This window comes from Streptomyces sp. NPDC104096 (assembly GCF_055584385.1).
This window is the reverse complement of the sequence record NZ_JBVJMD010000005.1, coordinates 118,312-140,129: the sequence shown is the minus strand read 5'-3', so window position 1 is coordinate 140,129 and position 21,818 is coordinate 118,312. Positions and strand designations below refer to the sequence as shown.

The window sequence follows — 21,818 nt, the reverse complement described above, 5'->3', positions numbered from 1 at the left end:
CCGTGACCACCGTCCGGCTTCCGCTCTTCCCCCTGAACTCGGTGCTCTTCCCGGGTCTCGTCCTACCGCTCAGCGTCTTCGAGGAGCGGTATCGCGCCATGATGCGCGAGCTGCTGAAGACCCCCGAGGACGAGCCGCGCCGGTTCGCCGTCGTGACCATCCGCGACGGCCATGAAGTGGCGCCCAGCGCGCCGGGCATGCCGGACCCGACCGCCGTGCCCGAGCGCGGGCCGGCCGCGGGCTTCGGCGCGGACCCGGCGAAGGCGTTCCACGGCATCGGCTGCATCGCCGACGCGGCGACGATCCGGGAGCGGGAGAACGGCACCTTCGAGGTGCTGGCGACCGGCACGACCCGGGTGCGCCTGGTGTCCGTGGACGCGTCGGGGCCGTTCCTGACGGCCGAGCTGGAGGAGCTCCCGGAGGAGCCGGGCGACGAGGCCGGGGCACTGGCCGAGGGCGTGCTGCGGGCGTTCAAGCAGTACCAGAAGCGGCTGGCGGGCGCCCGGGAGCGGTCCCTGACGACGGGCGCGGAGCTGCCCGACGAACCGTCCGTGGTGTCGTACCTGGTGGCGGCCGCGATCATGCTCGACACGCCCACCAAGCAGCGTCTGCTCCAGGCCCCCGACACCGCGTCCCGGCTCCGGGACGAGCTGAAGCTGCTGCGCTCGGAGACGGCCATCATCCGCAACCTGCCGTCGCTGCCCGCGTCGGAGCTGACGCGCACCCCGACCAGCCTGAACTGACGTACGAACGCACCCCGAGGAGCCGGCCGGCATGGCCAAGAAGGCGAAGAAGCAGCAGCCGGGCGGCACGCCCGCGACGGTGGCGCTGACCACGGCCGGCGTGGACTACACGGTCCACGCCTACGAGCACGACCCCGCCCACCCGTCCTACGGCGAGGAGGCCGCCGAGGCCATGGGCGTCTCCCCCGAGCGGGTCTTCAAGACGCTGGTGGCGGACGTGGACGGCGCGCTCACGGTGGCCGTGGTCCCGGTGGCGGGCCAGCTCGACCTGAAGGCCCTGGCGTCGGCGGTCGGCGGCAAGCGGGCGGTCATGGCGGACCCGGCCCTGGCGGAGCGCACCACGGGCTACGTCCGCGGCGGCATCTCCCCGCTCGGCCAGCGCAAGAGGCTCCGTACCGTCCTGGACGACTCGGCGACCGGCCACGCCACCATCTGCGTCTCGGCGGGCCGCCGCGGCCTGGAGGTGGAACTCTCCCCCACCGACCTCGCCGGCCTCACGGCCGCGACCCTGGCGCCCATCGGACGCGCCTGACCTCTCGACGGCGGCGGCTTCCTCGGTTAAGTACGAGGGACATGTCGAAGCGAACACGCAAGCGCAAGTGGCGCGTCAGGAAGGGCCACTCGAACCACGGCAGGCGCCCGGCATAGAGCCCGCGGCGCCGACAAGGGGCGACGGAAGCCCCCGGTGACGGCAACGGGCGGCGGAGGCGAGGGGAACACCTCGCCGCACCCGCCGCCCACGACCTCGGCCTACTCCTTCGGCGCCCCGTACTGCTGCTGGTGCGGATACGCGTACGGATCGGGGTCCCGCGGTCCGAACAGGCCCATCAGCCCCATGTGGACCACCAGCCCCGCCAGTGGCCACGCCAGCAGCGCGCCCTTCGCCCCCAGCTTCAGCGGCGCGGAGAACGTCACGCCCGTGCCCACGGCCTTCGCGTGCGCGAGCACGTCCGAGGTGGGTCCCAGCCACACCCCGACCCGCCACGCCAGCAGTGCCCCGAGCAGCCCGCCGACGCCGAGCGCCACGACCAGCGGCACCCCGCCGCGCCTGCGCCACAGGAACACGCCGAGCGCGCTCACGGCCCCGAAGGCCAGCGCCAGCAGCGTGAACGTTCCGTCGACGCCGATCGCCTGCTCGCCCTCGGTGTCCTTGAGGTAGACGTTCCAGCGGCCGTCGACCACGACCCCGACGAGCGGCACGTGCGGCGCCAGCCACCACCACACCACCCCGAGCAGCACACCGGCCACCGCGACCACCAGGGCGACGACGACCGCCTCGATCACCTCGGCCTTCATACCGGGGCCGTCCTGTCCGTACAGGCCGTCCTGCGGCGCGGGAGCCGGCCCGCCGTACCCGCCGGGCGAAGGCGGCCACGCGTCGTGCGAGGGCTGTTCGTGCGGCGGCGGAGGCGGCGTCAGTGGTGCGGTCACCCTGACATCGTGCCAGGCCCGCCCGCGCGGCGCGTCACCGGACCGCGGCCCGGCGGTACGCCCGGGTCGCCACGGCCAGCGAGACGACGCCGACCAGCGCGCACACGGCCAGGTCACCGAGGACGAGGGCCCAGTCGGGGTGCGCCGAGAAGGTCCGCGCGCAGGCCTCCACCCCGTACGTCGACGGCAGCAGGTCCCGGGCGAACCGTACGGCCTCGGGCATCCGCTCGGGCGGCAGCACCCCGAGCAGCAGCGCCGCGGACATGCCGAGCTGGCCGAGCACGGTGGCCAGCTCGGGCCGCGGCGCCAGCAGTCCGAGCGCGGCGCCGAGCCCGGCGAGCGCGGCGCCGGCGAGCGGGATCACCGCGGCGAGGATCCAGAGGTTGGCCATGGGCAGCCCGAACAGCACACAGCCGAACACGGCGGTGACCACGGTCCCGGGCACGGTGAACGACGCGTAGGCGCCCGCCGCGCCGAGCACGACCGCGGCCGGCGGCACCGGCAGGGTCGCGTAGTGGTCGAGGCCGCCGCTGGAGCGCAGCTGCCCGAAGTACTGGGCGAGCAGGTTCAGCGCGACGAAGGCGAGGACGAGGACCGACGAGCCGGCCACCACGGACTCGGCCTCGCTGCCGCCGTCGACGACGCCCCGCATCATGATCAGGATGCCGATGGACTGGAAGGTCGCCACGAACAGCAGCGGGATCCTGGCCACCCGGGCCCGGGACAGCTGGGCCCGGTACACGGCCGCCAGCGCCGGCCACAGCCGCGCGCGCGGCCCGAGCTCGGCGGCCGCCTGCGGCGCCGTCTCCTGCACGGCCAGGGCGCCGCCCGGCAGAACCTCGGCGGGTACGACACTCACGTCGCGCTGCTCCCCTTCACTCTGGTTCACTGCGGTGCTCGCCCCGTTCGGTACGGACGCGGCCGTACGTGCGCTCACGCCCTCACCAGCCCCTGCCGCGCGGCGCCGCCCAGCGCCAGGTACACGTCCTCCAGGCTGGGCGTGGCGAGGGTGAAGTCGTCCAGGGCGGCGAAGGCGGCCCCGCCGGTGACGGTGGCGACGACCGCGCGCGCCTCCTCGGGCGCCAGCCGGAGCGTCCAGCGGCGCCCGGACTCCGCGACCCGGTCGCGCAGCGCGGCCACTTCGGGCACCTCCAGGGGCGGGCTCTCCCGCCACACCAGCTCGACCCGTACCTCGCCCGCGACCTGCTCCTTGAGCCCGGCCGGGCTGTCGCAGGCGATCACCCGTCCCTTGTCGAGGACGGCGACCCGGTCGAGGACGGTCTCGGCCTCGATGACGTTGTGGGTGACCAGCAGGACGGTGGTGCCGCGTTCGGCCCGCCGCCGGTCGACGGCGCCCCACACGGCCCGCCGGGCCACCGGGTCCATGCCGGTGGTGGGCTCGTCGAGCACGAGCAGCGGCCGCTCCCCGACGAGCGCGGTGGCGAAGCAGGCGAGCCGTCGCTGCCCGCCGGACAGCTTCTTCAGCGGCCGCCCGGCGATCGGCCCGAGCCCGAGTTCGTCGAGCACGGCGTCGCGTTCGGCCCGCGCCCGGGGCGCGGCGAGGCCGCGCAGCCGTCCGGTGGTCTCGGCGGCGAGCGAGACGGTGAGCTCGTCGAGGGCGGTGGACTCCTGGCCGAGGTAGGCGAGCAGCCGTGCGGCGCGCTCCGGGTGGCGCACGATGTCGTGGCCGAGGATCTCGACGGTGCCGCCGTCGGGCCGCATCAGCCCCGTCAGCTGTCGTACGAGCGAGGTCTTCCCGGCGCCGTTGGGGCCGAGGAGGCCGAAGACCTCACCGCGCCGCACCTCCAGGTGCACGTCGTCGGTGGCCCGTACCTCGGGTGTGCCGGGTGTGCCGCGTCTGCCCCGCAGCGCCGGATAGGTCTTGGTCAGCCCGCGCACGGCGCACACGACCCCACCACTGTCTGGAAGGTCCGGTGTCGCGCGCGTACTCACAAGGGACGAGACTACGGGGTCCGGGGCGCCGACCGGCGCTCGGGGCGGGTTCGCCGACCCCGTTCACTCCCCGGCCGGGGCGTGTTCCGCGCCGGTGCGGACATCGATCTCCCGCCAGAAACCCGCCCGGATGGCGTACCGGTCGTGCTCGTCGATCTGGTCGTCCTTGTGGGCCAGCAGTCCGAACCGGGCCGCGTAGCGCAGCAGCTCGCCGTCGATGCGGTGCGGGATCCGCGGGTACATCCCGGACAGCTTCTGCCGGTGGCCGCCCTGGTCGCCGAGGCGCTCCATCCACCGGCGGGCGAAGACCTGCCCCACCTCGTAGGGGTCCCCGCCGACGGTGGTGATGTCCTCCTCGCGGTCGGCCCAGCGCTGTTCGGCCGTCGTCAGCTGGGCGAGCGTCGGCATCGAGGCGACCTCGGGAGGTTCGGCGGCGGTGCCGCCGGGGCGGTCGACCCAGCCCTTGTCGGAGGACCAGCGCAGGGTGGCGGTCGTGGGGTGCTGGACGGCGTGGGCGCCGGGGGCGCGCAGTGCGGCCAGGTCCTTGGGGGTGGGTACGCCCTTGGGCGCGGTCACCGGTTCCTGGGCGCCGTTCTGCGCGGCGGCCGAGGCGTGCTCCGGGGCCTCGGCGGACGGCTCGGACGCCGCCGTCAGGCCCGAGTCGGGCAGCGGCGCGGAGAGGATCGCGGCGATCTCGGGGCGCGGCACGGGCGGCGGCGCGCAGACTCCGCCGAGGTCCTTGGCGCGTACGGCCTTGGTGATCCAGGTGCGGTCCAGGACGCGGCGCTCGTCGGCCTCGGCGACCAGGTCCTCGGACTGGTTGTAGTCGCCGTCGGCGGCCTGCACGGCCCACAGGTGGACGGCGACGCCGTGCTCCTTGGCGGCCATCATGCCCGGCAGCAGATCGCCGTCGCCGGTGACGAGGACGATGTCGGAGCAGGCGCGGTTGCGGGCCAGCTCGGTGAGTTCGGCGTGCATCGCGGCGTCCACGCCCTTCTGGGCCCAGCGTCCGTCGCTGCGGGTCAGCGCGCCCAGCCGGACCGTGACCCGGGGCATCACCCGCAGTCTGCGGTGTTCGGGCTGGGGGACGCGGTCGGGGGCGCCGTCGAACCAGTAGATGCGCAGCAGCTGCCGTTCCGTGTCGGACTCGGCGCGCTCGCGCAGCCCCTGGATGAGGGCGGCGTGGTCGACGGTGATCCGGGATCGCGAGGGTTCGCCGGCGAGCAGACTGGCCGCGGCCCCCAGGAGATACCCGGCGTCCACCAGGACGATGCAGCGATCCACGCGACTCACCCTCTTCCCGGGAGGTTTGCTTCGGGCTTCCTTCGAGTCTGCCCGACCACGCGGAGGTTAACGGCTCGAACTCGATCTTCGGCGTGGCGTTTCGGGACATCGTGGCTCGCCGTCGCTCTCCGACCACCCGCGTCACACACGGTAATTATCCAAAATGCGCCCGATGTCAGCTTATGTGAATCTGGTCCCGGCCCTGGCCCCTAGATCCCCCTCAGGAGGCAGAGCACCATGGCCAAGAACAAGAACCGTGAGCGAAAGCAGCCGCAGACCGAACGCAGTCAGCAGGCCGCGCAGAAGTCGTCGATCGAGGCGCAGGCCGAACAACGGGCCTCGCAGCAGATCACCCCCGGCGACATGGCGCACAAGGGCAAGCAGAAGCGATTCGGCCACAACTGACATCTTCATAAAGGGCTGTTGAGCCCATCGGGCCGCTGAGGCCCGGGCACGACACCGAGGGGCGCATCCGTGCACGGATGCGCCCCTCGTTCGTCGGAAGCCGGCAGCCGGACGCCGGGAACCGGACCTCTGCTCAGCCGGCCAGACAGGCAGGGCCGAGCAGCACCTTCAGATCGCCGAACAGGGCCGGATCCGGCTTCACCCGGTGCCGGTCGAGGCGCAGCACCGTGGTCCTGGTCGGTCCCTGGAGCTTGATGCGGACCTCGCTGTCACCCTTGTGGTGACTGAGGATCTCGCCGAGCCTGCTGACCATCGGCGGGGTGACCCGGGTGGCCGGGATGGTGAGGATCACCGGCGCGTTGGTGCCCGCGTTGGACAGGTCGGGGACCTGGAGCTCCATCGCGACCAGCCGGGGGACGTCCTCGCGCTTGTCGAGCCGGCCCTTGACGAACACCACGGCGTCCTCGACGAGTTGGGTCGACACCAACTGGTAGGTGGCCGGGAAGAACATGCACTCGATGGAGCCCGCGAGGTCCTCCACGGTGGCGATGGCCCAGGCGTTGCCCTGCTTGGTCATCTTGCGCTGGAGGCCCGAGATGATGCCGCCGATGGTGACGACCGCGCCGTCCGCGTGCTCGCCTCCGGTGAGCTGGGCGATGCCCGCGTCGGCCTTGTCGGACAGCACGTGCTCCAGTCCGAACAGCGGGTGGTCGGAGACGTACAGGCCGAGCATCTCCCGCTCCTGGGCGAGCAGATACGTCTTGTCCCACTCGTCGGTGGTGAACTCGACGTCCAGTCCGAAGCCCGGCTCGCTGCTGTCGTCCTCGCCCATCCCGCCGAACAGGTCGAACTGGCCCTCGGCCTCCTTGCGCTTGACCGCGACCACGTTGTCGATCATCGGTTCGTACTGCGCGGTGAGGCCCTTGCGGGTGTGCCCCATGGTGTCGAAGGCGCCCGCCTTGATCAGCGACTCCGTGGTGCGCTTGTTGCACGCGACCGCCTCGACCTTGTCGAGGTAGTCGGGGAAGGAGGCGTATTTGCCCTTGGCCTTGCGGCTCCTGATGATCGACTCGACCACGTTGGTGCCGACGTTGCGCACGGCCTCCAGACCGAAGAGGATCACGTCGTCGCCCTGCGCGGCGAAGTTGTGCACCGACTCGTTGACGTTCGGCGGGAGCACCTTGATGCCCATGCGCCGGCACTCGTTGAGGTAGACGGCCGACTTGTCCTTGTCGTCCTTGACGGAGGTCAGCAGACCGGCCATGTACTCGGCGGGGTGGTTCGCCTTGAGGTAGGCGGTCCAGTACGAGACCAGTCCGTACGCGGCCGAGTGCGCCTTGTTGAAGGCGTAGCCGGCGAACGGGACCAGCACGTCCCACAGGGCCTGGATGGCCTCGTCGCTGTAGCCGTTCTTCTGGGCGCCGGCCTGGAAGATGGTGAAGTTCTTCGCCAGTTCCTCGGGCTTCTTCTTGCCCATCACGCGGCGCAGGATGTCGGCCTCGCCGAGCGAGTACCCGGCGATGATCTGGGCGGCCTTCTGCACCTGCTCCTGGTAGACGATCAGGCCGTAGGTGACCGCGAGGACCTCTTCGAGGGGCTCCTCCAGCTCCTTGTGGATCGGGGTGATGTCCTGGAGCTTGTTCTTGCGCAGCGCGTAGTTGGTGTGCGAGTCCATGCCCATCGGGCCGGGACGGTAGAGCGCGGAGACGGCGGAGATGTCCTCGAAGTTGTCGGGCTTCATCAGGCGCAGCAGCGAGCGCATGGGGCCGCCGTCGAACTGGAAGACGCCGAGGGTCTCGCCGCGCTGGAGCAGTTCGAAGGTCTTCGGGTCGTCGAGCGGCAGGGCCAGCAGGTCGAGGTCGATCCCCTTGTTGGACTTCACCATCTTGACGGCGTCGTCCATGATCGTGAGGTTGCGCAGGCCGAGGAAGTCCATCTTCAGCAGGCCGAGCGACTCGCACTGCGGGTAGTCCCACTGGGTGATGGTCACGCCGTCGGTGTGCCGCACCCAGATCGGGGCGTGGTCGACGATGGGCTCGCTGGACATGATCACGCCGGCCGCGTGCACGCCCATCTGCCGGACCAGGCCCTCGACGCCCTTGGCGGTGTCGATGACCTTCTTGACGTCCGGCTCGTTCTCGTACATCGAGCGGATCTCGCCCGCCTCGCTGTAGCGCGGGTGCGAGGGGTCGGTGATGCCGTTGAGGTCGATGCCCTTGCCGAGGACGTCGGCGGGCATCGCCTTGGTGAGGCGGTCGCCCATCGCGTACGGGTAGCCCAGCACGCGCGCGGAGTCCTTGATCGCGTTCTTGGCCTTGATCTTGCCGTAGGTGCCGATCATGGCGACCTTGTCGGAGCCGTACTTCTCCGTCACGTACCGGATCACCTCGACGCGCCTGCGCTCGTCGAAGTCGATGTCGACGTCGGGCATCGAGATGCGCTCGGGGTTGAGGAACCGCTCGAAGATCAGGCCGTGCGGGATCGGGTCGAGGTCGGTGATGCCCATGGCGTACGCGACGATCGAACCGGCGGCGGAACCACGGCCGGGGCCGACCGCGATGCCCTGCTTCTTGGCCCACATGATGAAGTCGGCGACCACGAGGAAGTAGCCCGGGAACCCCATCGAGATGATGGTGTCCATCTCGTACTCGACCTGCTTCATCCGGTCTTCCGGGATGCCGCCGGGGAAGCGGCGCGCCATGCCCCGCATGGTCTCTTCCCGGAACCAGGTGACCTCGGTGTAGCCCTCGGGGATGTCGAACTTCGGCATGAGGTTCTTCGCCTCGAACATGCCGGAGGTGTCGATCTGCTCGGCGACCAGGAGCGTGTTGCGGCAGCCCTCCTGCCAGGCGTCCGAGGAGTCGATGGCGTACATCTCGTCCGTGGACTTCAGGTAGTAGCCGGTGCCGTCGAACTTGAAGCGGTCGGGGTCGGAGAGGTTCTTGCCGGTCTGGATGCACAGCAGGGCGTCGTGCGCGGTCGCCTCGTGCGCGTAGGTGTAGTGCGAGTCGTTGGTGACCAGCGGCGGGATGCCGAGCTTCTTGCCGATGTCGAGCAGGCCCTCGCGGACCCGGTGCTCGATCTCGATGCCGTGGTCCATCAGCTCCAGGAAGTAGCGGTCCTTGCCGAAGATGTCCTGGTAGTCGGCGGCCGCCTTCAGCGCCTCGTCGTACTGACCCAGGCGCAGCCGGGTCTGGAGCTCGCCGGAGGGGCAGCCGGTGGAGGCGATGAGCCCCTCGGACCACTGGGCGATGGTCTCCTTGTCCATCCGGGGCCACTTCTGGAGCCAGCCCTCGGCGTAGGCGTCCGAGGACAGCCGGAAGAGGTTGTGCAGACCGGTCGCGTTCGCCGCCCAGATCGTCTTGTGCGTGTAACCGCCCGAACCGGAGACGTCGTCGCGCTTCTGGTGCGGCTGGCCCCACTGGATCTTGCGCTTGTTGCGCCGCGACTCGGGCGCGACGTACGCCTCGATGCCGATGATCGGGGTGACCCCGGCCTTCTTCGCGCTGTGGAAGAAGTCGTACGCCCCGTGGAGGTTGCCGTGGTCGGACATGGCGATGTGCGTCATGCCCATCTCGTTGCACGCGTCGAACATGTCCTTGAGCCGCGCGGCACCGTCCAGCAGCGAGTACTGGGTGTGGACGTGCAGGTGCGTGAACGGCGGCTTTGACACGGCTGCGGCCTCCAGGGCGAACAAACAGGGACGGGGGTCCGACAGGCTGCGGACAGTCTGGGGGACAGCGTCGAAGTCTATGCCTCGGCACTGACACCCGAGGGGTTCCCGCGCGTACCTTCAGGCGGAGGAACTCGGGCACTCCCGTGTTCCCTCGCGCGTTGGGCAGGGCGGACGGTCCGCGCCCCGCGTGCGATGAGATCCGTCCCACACGTCAGGCATCACCCGCACCAGGAGGCACCCAGCGATGTCGGTCCCGCAGCTCAGCGCCGAGCAACGCGGCGAGGAGATCCTCGCCGTCTTCGACACCGCCTTCGGCCGGCTCCTGGCCGCCGACCCGGCCGCGTTCCGCGTGAAGTTCCGGAAGATGGCGGCCTCGGCCTTCGCGTTCTACCGCGGCACGGCGAGCCTCTTCTACCACGACCTCGCCGCCGAGCGGCGCGGCGGTCCGTACCTGGACGAGCGCACCTCGCGCGTGTGGATCCACGGCGACCTGCACGCGGAGAACTTCGGCACGTACATGGACGCCAACGGCCGGCTGATCTTCAACGTCAACGACTTCGACGAGGCCTACGTCGGCCCCTTCACCTGGGACGTCAAGCGGTTCGCCGCCTCCGTGGCGCTGATCGGGTACGCGAAGGCGCTCAGCGACGACCAGATCACCGAACTGGTGGAGGTGTACGCCGGCGCGTACCGCGAGCGGATCCACGCCCTGGCGACCGGCGCCAAGCGCGACGAGGTGCCGCCGTTCACCCTGGACACCGCCCAGGGCCCGCTGCTGGACGCGCTGCGCGACGCCCGCTCGCTGACCCGCTTCGAGCTGCTGGACTCGATGACCGAGATCCGTGACTTCGAGCGCCGCTTCGCGCCCGGCGGCGGCTCCATCGAGCTGGACGCCGCCACCCGCTACAAGGTGCTCGCGGCCTTCGACGGCTACCTGGAGACCCTGCCGGAGTCGTCCCTGGCCCGCCCCGACTCCTACCGCGTCAAGGACGTCGTCGGCCGCCGCGGCATCGGCATCGGCTCGGCCGGCCTGCCGTCGTACAACATCCTTCTGGAGGGCAACAGCGACGCCCTGGAGAACGATGTGGTGATCTACATCAAGCAGGCCCAGACCCCGGCCGTCTCCCGCCACATCACGGACCCCGGGATCCGCGACTACTTCCGGCACGAGGGCCACCGCACGGTGATCTCCCAGCGTGCCCTCCAGGCGCACGCCGACCCGTGGCTGGGCTGGACCGAGCTGGACGGCGCGGGACAGCTGGTCGCCGAGGTCTCGCCGTACGCGGTCGACCTGGACTGGAGCGAGCTCGACGATCCCGAGGAGATCGCCGCGGTCGTGGCCGACCTCGGCCGGGCGACCGCGACCATGCACGGCGCGGCGGACGACCAGTCCGGCGAGTCGCTGGTCCCCTTCTCCACGGAGCGGGCCATCGACGCGGCGATCGCGGCCGACGAGGACGGCTTCGCCGGTCTGCTGGTCGACTTCGCGCACGACTACGGCGCCCGCGCACGGCGCGACCACCAGATCTTCGTGGACCTCTTCCGCAACGGACGGATCCCGGGTCTGTGACCGGCCGGCCGCTCACAGGGGATCTTTAGGGGTCTCTTACCGGAGCACGTGACACACTCTCCTCCGCCATGGACATATCCGGGACCCACCTCAGAACCGTGCGCGCGGCGCTGTTCACGGCAGTCGTCGTGACGCTCGGCACCGCGTCGCACGTGCTGCTGTCGCGGGTCCCGCTGCCGGTGAACACGGTGGCCGCGGTCGCGGTCGCCGTGTTCGTCCTGGCGTACGCGCTGGCGGGCCGCGAGCGGGGCTTCGGGCGGATCGCCGCCCTGCTGGTCCCGCTGGAACTGACCGCCGACACCGTCTTCACCACCGGCCAGCACGTCTGCTACGGCCGCGCGGGCGGCCCGGTCGCCGGGCCGCTGCGCTCGGTCGGCCTCGACGTGCTGTGCGGCGGCTCCGGCCTCGGCGCCCCGCTGGCCGGCGCCTCCGGCACGGACCCCGACCGGGTGGCGGCGCTGCTCGCCCACGCCGACCCGGCCACGGCCTGGCTGCTGCTCGGCACGCACATCGGCATCGGCCTGCTCGCGACCGCCTGGCTGCGCCGCGGCGAGCGGGCCCTGGAACAACTGCTGCGGGCCGTGGCCGCGACCACGTTCCGGCCGCTGCTGCTGGCCGCCGCCGCGGTGACCGTGCGGCGCGCCCCGGCGCCCGGCCGCCCGCCGCGCCCGGTCCGTCGTACGGCCGCCGTCCGCGGCCTGCTCCTCGCGCACTCCCTGGGACGGCGTGGACCGCCGCGCTCGGCCGCTCTCGCCTGAGCACAACCCGTCCCCCACACGTATCCCGCGTACGACACGTGCGCGTTCCACATGGAGATCAGCATGAGCAAGCGCAACAGCCAGGCGGCGAAGACGGCGGCCCGGGAGCGACTCCGCCTGGAGCGAGAGCGCCAGGCCAAGAAGGCCAAGGTCAAGCGGCAGGTCATCGTGGCCTGCACGGTGGTCGGCGTGCTGGCCGCGGCGGGCGGCATAGGTTACGCCGTCGTCCAGGCCAACAAGCCCGGCCACTGGGAGGCCGTGCTGGACGAGAAGGTCGTCGCACCGGCCAACACCACGGGCACCGACGGCACGACCGTGGTCCTCGGCGACAGCAAGGCGACGAAGACGCTGAAGCTGTACGAGGACCCGCGCTGCCCGGTCTGCGCCCAGTTCGAGCAGACCGTCGGCTCGACGGTCAAGAAGGACTACGACGACGGCAAGTTCAAGATCGAGTACATCGGCGGCACCTTCCTCGACGGCGACACCGACGGCGACGGCCAGGTGAAGATCGGCTCCCGCGGCGAGGGTTCCAAGAACGCGATGAGCGCCCTGGGCGCCGCGCTGAACGTGAGCCCCGAGGCGTTCCTGGAGTACAAGACGGCGCTCTACTCGGCGAAGTACCACCCGGACGAGTCCGACGACAAGTTCAAGAGCGACGACTACCTGATCAAGGTGGCGGACACGGTCTCCGCGCTGAAGGGCAACACCGAGTTCCAGAACGCCGTCAAGAACGGCACGTACGACGCGTGGGCGCTGGCCATGTCGCAGACGTTCAACACCAACAAGGACGGCGTCAACGGCACGCCGAGCCTGATCATGAACGGCAAGAAGCTGACGGGTTCGGACGGCCAGAACGCCCCCATGACGGTCGCCGAGTTCAACACGGCGATCGAGGCGGCCCTCAAGGCCTGACCCACCGCGCGGGTCCTTCCCCCCGGGGTCCGATCCGACCGGCACGCGAAGAGCGGGCGAACTTTGCGAGTTCGCCCGCTCTTGCCCATACCGATCAGTAACCTGATCGGTCGTGACCAGTCGATACAGACCTTCCGAGGGCGTCAACTCCCTTACGCCCCGCCGCCGCACGGTCGTCAAGGCCGCGGCGGCCGCCGCGGCCCTGGCCGCCCCGCTCGCCGCGGCGCTGCCCGCGCGCGCCGCCGACGAGGCCCCCGCCTTCCTGCACGGCGTCGCCTCCGGCGACCCGCTGCCCGACGGCGTCCTGCTGTGGACGCGCGTGACGCCGACCGCCGAGGCGATACCCGGATCCGGGCTCGGCCCGGACACCGAGGTCGGCTGGATCGTGGCCGAGGACCGGGCGCTGACGAACATCGTCGCCAAGGGTTCCCTGACCGCGACCGCCGCCTCCGACCACACCGTCAAGGCCGACATCCGCGGCCTGGAACCCGCCACCGACTACTGGTTCCGGTTCTCGGCCGGCGGCACCGACTCCCCCGTGGCCCGCACCCGCACCGCCCCGGCCGCCGACGCCGCGGTCGCGGGCCTGCGCTTCGGCGTGGTCTCCTGCGCGAACTGGGAGGCCGGTTACTTCTCCTCGTACCGCCACCTCGCGGCGCGCAACGACCTCGACGCCTGGCTGCACCTGGGCGACTACATCTACGAGTACGGCACCGGCGAGTACGGCACGCGCGGGACCGTCGTACGGCAGACCTCGCCCACGCACGAGATCCTCACCCTCGCCGACTACCGCACCCGGCACGGCAAGTACAAGACCGACCCGGACCTCCAGGCCCTGCACCTCAAGGCGCCGGTCGTCGCGATCTGGGACGACCACGAGTTCGCCAACGACGCCTGGTCGGGCGGCGCCGAGAACCACACCGAGGGCACCGAGGGCGCCTGGGCGGCACGTCAGGCGGCCGCCCGGCAGGCCTACTTCGAGTGGATGCCGGTCCGCCCCGCGCTGGCGGGCACCACCTACCGCCGGCTGCGCTTCGGCAAGCTCGCCGACCTCTCCCTGCTCGACCTGCGGTCCTTCCGCTCCCAGCAGGCGTCCACGGCCAGCGGTTCGGTGGACGACCCCGACCGTACGATCACCGGACGCGCCCAGCTCGACTGGCTGAAGGCGGGCCTGAAGGCGTCCGACACCGCCTGGCGGCTGGTCGGCAACTCGGTGATGATCTCGCCCTTCGCGGTCGGCTCGCTCTCCGCGGACCTGTTCAAGCCGCTGGCCAAGCTGCTGGGCCTGCCGGAGGAGGGCATCGCCCTCAACACCGACCAGTGGGACGGCTACACCGACGACCGCCGCGAACTGCTGGCCCATCTGCGGACGAACGCGATCCGCAACACGGTCTTCCTCACCGGCGACATCCACATGGCGTGGGCCAACGACGTGCCGGTGGACGCCGGAACCTACCCGCTGTCCGCGTCCGCCGCCACGGAGTTCGTCGTCACCTCGGTGACCTCCGACAACCTCGACGACATCGTGAAGGTCCCCGAGGGCACCGTCTCCGCGGTCGCCGCGCCGGTCATCCGCGCCGCCAACCGGCACGTCCACTGGGTCGACACCGACCGGCACGGCTACGGCGTCCTGGACATCACCGCCGAGCGCGCGCAGATGGACTACTACGTCGTGTCCGACCGCACGAACGCGAACGCGACGTCGTCCTGGACCCGTTCGTACCGCACGCGCACCGGCACCCAGAAGGTCGAGCGGACGTACGACCCCGTCTAGGACCGCAGCAGGTTCCTAGAGCGTCGTGAGGAAGCCGAGCGCCACCTGCCAGGTGGCCTCGGCGGCCTCCTCGTCGTAGTCCGGCAGGTCGGGGTCGGTGTAGAGGTGGCCCGCCCCGGCGTACCGGTACACCTCGACGTCGGCGCCCGCCCGGCGCATCCCGAGGTACCAGGCGCTCAGCCAGTCGTCCGTCTCGAACGGGTCAGGCTCGGCCACGTGCAGCTGCACGGGCAGCTCGTCCACGTGCGCGTTGGGCGCGATGTCCGACGTGCCGTGCAGGAGCAGCAGCCCGCGCGCCTTCTCGTCGCCGAGGGCCAGCGTCTGCGCGATGGAGGCGCCGAGCGAGAAGCCCGCGTACACGAGCCCGCGCTCGGAGTAGGGCGCGGCGGCCAGGACGGCCCGCTTGAGCAGCTCGTCCTTGCCGAGCTCCGTGCTGAAGGCCATGCTCTCCTCGGCCGTGTCGAAGGTACGTCCGTCGAAGAGGTCCGGCGTCCACACCTCGTGCCCGGCCGCGCGCAGCCGGTCCGCCGCCGCACGCACCGCGGGGCGCGGCCCGTAGGTCGAGTGAAAGAGCATGATGTTCATGAGGCCATGGTGCCAGCCGGGACCACCGGGGCCCGCGCACCCGTACCCAGGAAGACCTGGAACACACATGTTCATGGTCGGCCGGCCCCGGTTAGGTTCGAAGGCATGGAGAACGTACTCCGCCCGCTGATCGTGATCGGTGGCTCGGTCTTCCTCACCCTGGCCCTGGGCTGGGCGACGGACCGGCTGCTGCGCAAGGCCGACGGACGGCACGGTGAGACCCCGCTGTGGGGTCTGCTGCGCCGCGGCCGTGTCCCCTACCAACTCGTGCTCTGCGCCGCCCTGCTCAGAGGGTCGTACGACGCGGCGAAACTGCTCGAGGAGCACCGCGTCGGGATCGGCCGGACGCTGACCCTGGTGCTCATCGGGTCCGCGGCCTGGCTGATCATCCGGATCGCGGCCGCGATCGTCGAGACCTCGTACAGCCGCTACGCCCGCGCCCAGAGCGATCCCGCCCGGGTGCGCCGGGTCCGCACCCAGGTCGAGCTGATCATGCGTGTGGTGGCGGCGGTCGTCGGCGTGGTCGCCGCCGCCTCGATGCTGCTGACCTTCCCGGCGATGCGCGCGGCCGGCGCCTCCCTGCTGGCCTCGGCCGGCATCCTCGGCATCGTCGCCGGTGTGGCCGCCCAGTCCACCCTCAGCAACCTGTTCGCCGGACTCCAGATCGCCTTCGGCGACATGGTGCGCATCGGCGACACGGTCGTGGTGGACGGCGAGTGGGGCACGGTCGACGAGATCACGCTCACCTTCCTGACCGTACGGACCTGGGACGAGCGCCGGATCACCATGCCGGTGTCGTACTTCACGTCCAAGCCGTTCGAGAACTGGTCGCGCGGCACCCCGCAGATGACCGGCATCGTCTACTGGCACCTCGACCACACGGCGCCCGTCGAGGCGATGCGCGACAAGCTCCGCGACATCCTGCGGGAGTGCCCGGCCTGGGACGGCCGTGACTACGGCGTCGCGGTCACCGACACGACCCCGAACACCCTCCAGGTGCGCGCCCTGGTCACGGCCAAGGACGCGAGCGACATCTGGACGGTACGGGTCACGGTCCGCGAGGAGATGATCCGCTGGCTGTGCGCGGAGCATCCGTACGCGCTGCCGCGGGTCAACACGGCGGACGCGTTGCTGCCGCCGCGCCGCCGTGCCCCGGACCGGGAGTCCGCCGACGGTCGGCGCCACGGCAGCGACCCGCTCGCCGACGGCTCCCGCACCGGCGATCCCCGCGACGGCGCGTCCCGCGACGACGCGTCCGAGGACAGGTCGCTGCAACACACTCCCGAACCGCCCCGGACGGGCCGCGGCTGACACCGGACGGCCCCGGCGACCACCGGACGGCTGCCAAGGCCCGGGCGAGGCGCCCGGCCGGCGGTTCCGGTGGGCCGGGGCGCCGGAGGACCCCGAAGGGCGCCGAAGCCGGAGGGCGCCGGAAGGCGTCCCTGGCGTGGTCATCGGAGGCTGCGTACGTCCAGGTGGCGCAGGACCCGGTCCACCACCTCCGGGTCCGCGCCCGGCTCGCTGCGCGCCGCCAGCACCTCGTGCCGCGCGGCGCTCAGCATCTCGCCCTGGATCCGCCGCACCCGCTTGAGCCGGCGCGCCCGCTGCAGGTGCGCCTCGCGTCGTTCCTCCTCGCCCAGGTCCGGGCTGATCCGCACCCCGATGTCGAACGCCCGCCGCAGCATCTGCTCGGACAGTTCCTCCGGCAGCTCCTCGACCTCCTCGATCTCCCGCAGCCGCCGCTTCGCCGCCTTCGCCGCGCGGACCGCCAGATCCCGTTCGAACTCCTTCTCCCGGTCCGTGTCGGCGCGCACCCCGAGCCGTCTCACCAGCCACGGCAGCGTCAGCCCCTGGAGCACCAGCGTCGCCATGATCACCCCGAACGCGATGAACACGATCTCGTCCCGGTCGGGGAACGGCGACCCGTCCTCGATGCGCAGCGGCACGGCCAGCGCCAGCGCCACCGAGGCCACCCCGCGCATCCCCGCCCACCACATGACGACCGACTCCCGCCAGCTCATCGGGATCTCCTCGTCGTAGTCCCGCTTGGCGTGCAGCCGCTTGGTCAGCCAGGTGGCGGGCAGCAGGTACACCAGCCGTACCAGCACCACCACGGCCACGACGGCCGCCGCCCAGCCGAGCAGCTCGCCCCACCGCCCGGCCGCCGTCCGGATCGCGTTGTGCAGTTCGAGGCCGATGAGCCCGAAGGCGACACCGGTGACGAGGGTGTCGACGATGTCCCAGAAGGTGTGCCCGGCGAGCCGGGTCAGCACGTCGTCGGGGTCGGCGGCGTACTCGGAGATGAAGAGCGCGGTGGTGAGCACGGCCAGCACCCCGGACCCGTGCAGCTCCTCCGCCAGCACGTACGAGGCGTACGGCACCAGCAGCGTCATGCCGATCTGGAGGGTCGGGTCCTCCAGCAGGTCCATCAGCCGGTTGGCGCCCCAGCCGAGCACGAGCCCCACGGCGACCGCGACGACCGCGGACAGCACCAGGTCGAGCCCGGCCTTCCACGGGGAGAAGGTCCCGCTGACGACGGCGGCGATCGCCACGTGATAGAGCACGATGGCCGTGACGTCGTTGAACAGGCCCTCGCCCTCCAGGATCGACACCAGCCGGCGCGGCAGCCCGAGCTGTCCGGCGACCGCGGTCGCGGCCACCGGGTCGGGCGGGGCGATCAGCGCGCCCAGCGCCACGGCGGCGGCGACCGGCAGCCCGGGGACGATCGAGTGGGCGACGGCCGCGACACACACGGTGGTCACGAACACCAGCGCCACGGCCAGCAGGAAGATCGGCCGCTTGTTCGCCGCGAACTGCCGCCACGAGGTCCGCCGCACCGCCGCGTACAACAGCGGCGGCAGCAGCGCGGGCAGGATCAGATCGGGCTGGATGTCGACGTTCGGCACGAAGGGCAGCACCGCGAGGACGATCCCGACGAGCGTCATCAGCACCGGAGCCGGCAGCCCGAACCGGTCCCCGACGGGAACGCTCACCACGGCCCCGAGCAGCAGTACGAACAGCAGGGCCAACTGATCCACGGTCAGCGCTCCGGGAGTCGACGTTCACACAGCAGGGCTTCAGCCTGCCATGCGCCCCTCCCACCGGCCCGTTCGAGGCCTTCCGCTACAGCACGCGCCGCATCGCCCGGTGCGGGATGCCGGCGTCGGGGAACTCCGGGCCGTACGCCTCGTACCCCAGCCGCTCGTAGAACCCCAGCGCGTGCGTCTGCGCGTGCAGGTCCACCGCCGCCAGGCCGCGCGCGCGTGCGGCCTCCTCGATGCCCCGCACCAGCGCGGCCCCGACGCCGAGCCCGCGCGCCGCCTGGGCGACGGCGAGCCGCCCCAGCGATCCCACCGACAGGTCGCCGCCGGTCTTCGCCGCGGCCTCCTCGCCGTACAGCAGCCGGCCGGTGCCGAGCGGCACCCCGTCCGCCCGGATCGCCAGCACATGCAGCGCCACGGCGTCGTAGGCGTCGTACTCGATGTCCTCGGGCACGCCCTGCTCGCGGACGAAGACCTCCTTGCGCACCGTGAAGCAGGCCTCGCGGTCGGCGGAGTCCTCGGCCACCCGCACGTCGTAGGAGACGACCGACAGACTCATGCGTAGGTCTCCTCGCGCACCTGGTCCAGGGCGAGCTGGAGGTCCTCGGGGTAGTCGCAGCCGAACTCGACCCACTGCCCGTCGCCGGGGTGCTCGAAGCCGAGCCGCACGGCGTGCAGCCACTGGCGGGTCAGCCGCAGCCGCTTGGCGAGCGTCGGGTCGGCGCCGTACGTCAGGTCGCCCACGCACGGATGCCGGTGGGCGGCCATGTGCACGCGGATCTGGTGGGTGCGCCCGGTCTCCAGCTTCACGTCGAGCAGGGAGGCCGCGCGGAACGCCTCGATGAGGTCGTAGTGGGTGACGGAGGGCTTGCCCTCGGCCGTGACCGCCCACTTGTAGTCGTGGTTCGGGTGCCGGCCGATGGGCGCGTCGATGGTGCCGCTGGTCGGGTCCGGGTGGCCCTGGACCAGCGTGTGGTAGCGCTTGTCGACGGTGCGCTCCTTGAACTGGCGCTTGAGCGACGTGTACGCGTACTCCGACTTGGCGACCACCATCAGGCCGGAGGTGCCGACGTCGAGGCGGTGCACGATGCCCTGGCGCTCGGCGGCGCCGGAGGTCGAGATCCGGTACCCGGCGGCCGCAAGCCCGCCGATGACCGTCGGGCCGGTCCAGCCGGGGCTCGGGTGCGCGGCGACACCGACCGGCTTGACGATCACGACCACGTCGTCGTCGTCGTGCACGATCTCCATGCCCTCGACCGGCTCGGCGACGATCTGCACCGGCGCGGGCGCCTGCGGCATCTCGACCTCCAGCCAGGCCCCGCCATGCACGCGCTCGGACTTGCCGACCACCGAGCCGTCGACCGAGACCTTCCCCGCCGCGGCCAGCTCCGCGGCCTTGGTGCGGGAGAAGCCGAACATGCGGGAGATGGCGGCGTCGACGCGCTCGCCCTCCAGGCCGTCGGGCACGGGCAGGGTACGGATATCGGGAATCGTGCTCACCCGTCGAGTATGCCGGACGGGTGCGACAGTCCCGAACGCGTGCTCAGTCCTTGTGGACGGTCCCGTCCGGATCGAGACCGCGGAAGGACAGCAGCACGATCAGGATGCCGCCGCACACGATCGCCGAGTCGGCGAGGTTGAAGACGGCGAAGTGCTTGGGCGCGATGAAGTCGACGACCGCCCCCTCGAAGACGCCCGGCGAACGGAAGATCCGGTCGGTGAGGTTGCCGAGCGCGCCGCCGAGCAGCAGCCCGAGGGCGATCGCCCACGGCAGGCTGTACAGCTTGCGGGCGAGCCGGGCGATCACCACGATCACCGCCGCCGCGATCACCGTGAAGATCACGGTGAAGGCCTCGCCGAAACCGAAGGCGGCGCCCGCGTTGCGGACGGCCTCGAACTTCAGCCAGTCACCGACGATCTCGATCGGGGCGTGGTGTTCGAGCTTGGCCACCACGAAAAACTTGCTGACCAGGTCGATGAGGTAGGCGAACGCGGCCACCCCGAACAGCACGGCGATGCGCCGCTTGCCCCGGGGGCGCTCGCCGGAGGCCTGTGCCGCCTCCGGCCCCGCCGTCCCCGGCCGCGCCGTCTCCTCGGTGCCGGACCCGCCGACCGGGGCCGTGGCCCCCTCGGGACCGGAGTTCCCGCCCGCCGCCGCGCGCTCGCCGGGCTCGTCCCGCCCGGCCCGCGCCACGTCCGGGTTGTCCGGCGTACCGATGATCCGCTCCGCCTCTGCCACGTGAGTCCCTCAACCTAGGTGCCTGACTGAGCACGAGGGTACGGCACACCTCGTAGGAGCACAGTGCGCAGGAGGCGTACGACGGGTCACCCGACGCCGGTCAGGACCGGCGCTCCTGCTTCTGCTTGCACTCCACGCACAGGGTGGCCCGCGGAAAGGCCTGCATACGGGCCTTTCCGATGGGGTTGCCGCAGGTCTCGCACAGGCCGTACGTGCCCGTGTCCAGCCGTTGCAGGGCCCGCTCGGTCTGCACCAGCATCTCGCGCGCGTTGGCGGCCAGCGCCATCTCGTGCTCCCGCGTGATGTTCTTGGTGCCGGTGTCCGCCTGGTCGTCGCCCGCGCCGTCCCCGGAGTCCCGCATCAGGCCCACCAGCGACTCCTCGGACGAGTGGATCTCGGCCCGCAGCCGCTCCGCCTCGGAGAGCAGCTCGGCGCGGGCCTCCTCGACCTCCTCCGGCGTCCAGGGGTCCTCGCCGGGGCGTACGGCCAGCTCGCCGGGCACCGCGGAGAACCGCGCCTTGGGGACGGCTGTCGTCGCCGCAGTGGCCGTGCCAGGAGTCTTCTTCGCAACCACTGTCGTGGCTCCCGTCTGCTCCGCGGCCTGCGCCGCGCCCGCCTTCTTGGCCGTCCTCTTCCCGGCCGCGCCCTTCGCGGCGGCCGCGGTCCTACGGGTCGTGCTGTTCGTGGCGGCCGCGGCCCCGCCCTGCGCGCCGTTCGCGGCCGCCGTCTTCCGGGCCGTGTCGTTCGCGGCCGACGCCGTCTTGCGGGCCGTGTTGTTGGCGGCGGCCGTGGTCCTGCGGGCGGCCGCCCCCTGCGCGGTGGCCCGGCTCCTGGCGGCCCTCGCCTCCCCGGCCGCGCCCCCGGCGACCCCGGCGGCCCCCGCGTCGGCGGCGGTCGCGGCGTCCGGCGTCCGCTTCCCGGTCCCGGCCTTCTTCGAGCCGGCCTTCCCGGCCCCCGCCTTGCCGGGTCCGGCCTTCGCCGCGCCCGCCTTCCCGGTCCCCGCCCGCTCGGCGCCCGCCTTCTTCGACGAGACGGTCCGCGGCACGGGCGCCGTCCCCGACGACGCCTTCGCGACCGAGACCGTCCCCTTCCTGGTCACCTTCTCCTTCGCCCGGACGCTCTTCTTCCCGTCCACGTCCTTGGCCGCGCCGGAGGCCGTCGCGCTCGTGGACCTGCGGGACGACGGCTGCTGTACGGCGGTCTTCTTCGCCACCATGGTCGCGGCCCCTTCACATATTGTGATCTTGCTCGCGAATCGTGCTGGGACGATAAATCGACCCGAGTCCCGCGGCAACGGGGCACGCCGCCCGATTCGCCCGCCCCGCGAGTGCCGCGCGGCCGACATGCAAGCGTTGTGCCCAGCTCCCCGCCGGGTAATCCGCCGAGCCCGCCGTCCCGGAATCCGAACACGCGCACCTCGCTATTCGGGTCATCCCGGACACCGGCC

Annotated in this window: 19 protein-coding genes; 8 read left to right on the top strand and 11 right to left on the bottom strand. The window is 71.7% G+C overall.

Going from position 1 to position 21,818, the window contains the following annotated elements; all coding sequences use genetic code 11:
* Window positions 1-2: 2 nt before the first annotated feature.
* Together ACZ60B_RS08200 and ybaK are read left to right on the top strand one after the other, a co-directional pair.
* Entirely contained in the window at window positions 3-743 is a 741-nt protein-coding gene (locus ACZ60B_RS08200; RefSeq protein ID WP_469385203.1) for an LON peptidase substrate-binding domain-containing protein, read from the top strand.
* Window positions 744-774: 31 nt separating this feature from the next.
* Window positions 775-1,275, top strand: coding sequence for a Cys-tRNA(Pro) deacylase (gene ybaK, locus ACZ60B_RS08195; protein WP_469385202.1), 501 nt, complete (start codon window positions 775-777; stop codon window positions 1,273-1,275).
* A gap of 218 nt (window positions 1,276-1,493) precedes the next feature.
* Here the strand turns inward: ybaK and ACZ60B_RS08190 are convergent, their stop codons facing one another.
* The 4 genes from ACZ60B_RS08190 to ACZ60B_RS08175 form a co-directional block, all read right to left on the bottom strand.
* The gene (locus ACZ60B_RS08190) at window positions 1,494-2,174 is read right to left on the bottom strand and encodes an AAA family ATPase (RefSeq protein WP_469385201.1); all 681 of its coding nucleotides are present in this window, start codon (window positions 2,172-2,174) and stop codon (window positions 1,494-1,496) included.
* A 34-nt stretch (window positions 2,175-2,208) separates the two neighbouring features.
* Window positions 2,209-3,033 (bottom strand): ABC transporter permease, encoded by an 825-nt coding sequence (locus ACZ60B_RS08185; RefSeq protein ID WP_469385200.1) that lies wholly within the window; start codon window positions 3,031-3,033, stop codon window positions 2,209-2,211.
* 74 nt (window positions 3,034-3,107) lie between these two features.
* Window positions 3,108-4,082: an ABC transporter ATP-binding protein gene (locus ACZ60B_RS08180; protein ID WP_469385199.1), complete on the bottom strand. Its 975-nt coding sequence runs from the start codon at window positions 4,080-4,082 to the stop codon at window positions 3,108-3,110.
* A 108-nt stretch (window positions 4,083-4,190) separates the two neighbouring features.
* Complete coding sequence (locus tag ACZ60B_RS08175) at window positions 4,191-5,411, bottom strand: NYN domain-containing protein (RefSeq protein ID WP_469385198.1); 1,221 nt, start codon at window positions 5,409-5,411, stop codon at window positions 4,191-4,193.
* Between the two features lie 237 nt (window positions 5,412-5,648).
* Between ACZ60B_RS08175 and ACZ60B_RS08170 the strand changes: the two genes are divergently transcribed.
* Window positions 5,649-5,816 (top strand): hypothetical protein, encoded by a 168-nt coding sequence (locus ACZ60B_RS08170; RefSeq protein WP_392619490.1) that lies wholly within the window; start codon window positions 5,649-5,651, stop codon window positions 5,814-5,816.
* Window positions 5,817-5,949: 133 nt separating this feature from the next.
* Here the strand turns inward: ACZ60B_RS08170 and dnaE are convergent, their stop codons facing one another.
* A complete protein-coding gene (dnaE, locus tag ACZ60B_RS08165; protein ID WP_469385197.1) occupies window positions 5,950-9,489 on the bottom strand; it encodes a DNA polymerase III subunit alpha in 3,540 nt (1,179 codons plus the stop codon).
* A gap of 247 nt (window positions 9,490-9,736) precedes the next feature.
* Here dnaE and ACZ60B_RS08160 point away from each other — a divergent pair, with 247 nt between their 5' ends.
* From ACZ60B_RS08160 to ACZ60B_RS08145, 4 genes are all read left to right on the top strand, one after another.
* Window positions 9,737-11,062 carry a DUF2252 domain-containing protein gene (locus ACZ60B_RS08160; RefSeq protein ID WP_469385196.1) on the top strand — a complete coding sequence of 442 codons (1,326 nt, stop codon included), beginning with the start codon at window positions 9,737-9,739 and terminating at the stop codon, window positions 11,060-11,062.
* 68 nt (window positions 11,063-11,130) lie between these two features.
* Entirely contained in the window at window positions 11,131-11,820 is a 690-nt protein-coding gene (locus ACZ60B_RS08155) for a hypothetical protein (protein WP_469385195.1), read from the top strand.
* A 63-nt stretch (window positions 11,821-11,883) separates the two neighbouring features.
* Window positions 11,884-12,732, top strand: coding sequence for a thioredoxin domain-containing protein (locus ACZ60B_RS08150; protein WP_469385194.1), 849 nt, complete (start codon window positions 11,884-11,886; stop codon window positions 12,730-12,732).
* 112 nt (window positions 12,733-12,844) lie between these two features.
* Window positions 12,845-14,506, top strand: a complete 1,662-nt coding sequence (locus ACZ60B_RS08145) for an alkaline phosphatase D family protein (RefSeq protein WP_469385193.1) — start codon at window positions 12,845-12,847, stop codon at window positions 14,504-14,506.
* Between the two features lie 15 nt (window positions 14,507-14,521).
* Here ACZ60B_RS08145 and ACZ60B_RS08140 read toward each other — a convergent pair whose 3' ends face one another.
* Entirely contained in the window at window positions 14,522-15,091 is a 570-nt protein-coding gene (locus ACZ60B_RS08140; RefSeq protein ID WP_450663565.1) for a dienelactone hydrolase family protein, read from the bottom strand.
* 105 nt (window positions 15,092-15,196) lie between these two features.
* On the opposite strand from ACZ60B_RS08140, the gene ACZ60B_RS08135 reads away from it, so the two are divergent.
* Window positions 15,197-16,402 carry a mechanosensitive ion channel family protein gene (locus ACZ60B_RS08135; RefSeq protein ID WP_469385192.1) on the top strand — a complete coding sequence of 402 codons (1,206 nt, stop codon included), beginning with the start codon at window positions 15,197-15,199 and terminating at the stop codon, window positions 16,400-16,402.
* 140 nt (window positions 16,403-16,542) lie between these two features.
* Here ACZ60B_RS08135 and ACZ60B_RS08130 read toward each other — a convergent pair whose 3' ends face one another.
* From ACZ60B_RS08130 to ACZ60B_RS08110, 5 genes are all read right to left on the bottom strand, one after another.
* Window positions 16,543-18,129 carry a Na+/H+ antiporter gene (locus ACZ60B_RS08130; RefSeq protein WP_469385191.1) on the bottom strand — a complete coding sequence of 529 codons (1,587 nt, stop codon included), beginning with the start codon at window positions 18,127-18,129 and terminating at the stop codon, window positions 16,543-16,545.
* An 85-nt stretch (window positions 18,130-18,214) separates the two neighbouring features.
* A complete protein-coding gene (locus ACZ60B_RS08125) occupies window positions 18,215-18,691 on the bottom strand; it encodes a GNAT family N-acetyltransferase (protein ID WP_469385190.1) in 477 nt (158 codons plus the stop codon).
* Entirely contained in the window at window positions 18,688-19,632 is a 945-nt protein-coding gene (locus tag ACZ60B_RS08120) for an RluA family pseudouridine synthase (protein WP_450663569.1), read from the bottom strand. The genes ACZ60B_RS08125 and ACZ60B_RS08120 overlap by 4 nt, the downstream gene beginning before the upstream one ends.
* 43 nt (window positions 19,633-19,675) lie before the next feature.
* The gene (gene lspA, locus ACZ60B_RS08115) at window positions 19,676-20,371 is read right to left on the bottom strand and encodes a signal peptidase II (protein ID WP_469385189.1); all 696 of its coding nucleotides are present in this window, start codon (window positions 20,369-20,371) and stop codon (window positions 19,676-19,678) included.
* 100 nt (window positions 20,372-20,471) lie between these two features.
* Window positions 20,472-21,587: a TraR/DksA family transcriptional regulator gene (locus tag ACZ60B_RS08110; protein WP_469385188.1), complete on the bottom strand. Its 1,116-nt coding sequence runs from the start codon at window positions 21,585-21,587 to the stop codon at window positions 20,472-20,474.
* Window positions 21,588-21,818: the final 231 nt, after the last annotated feature.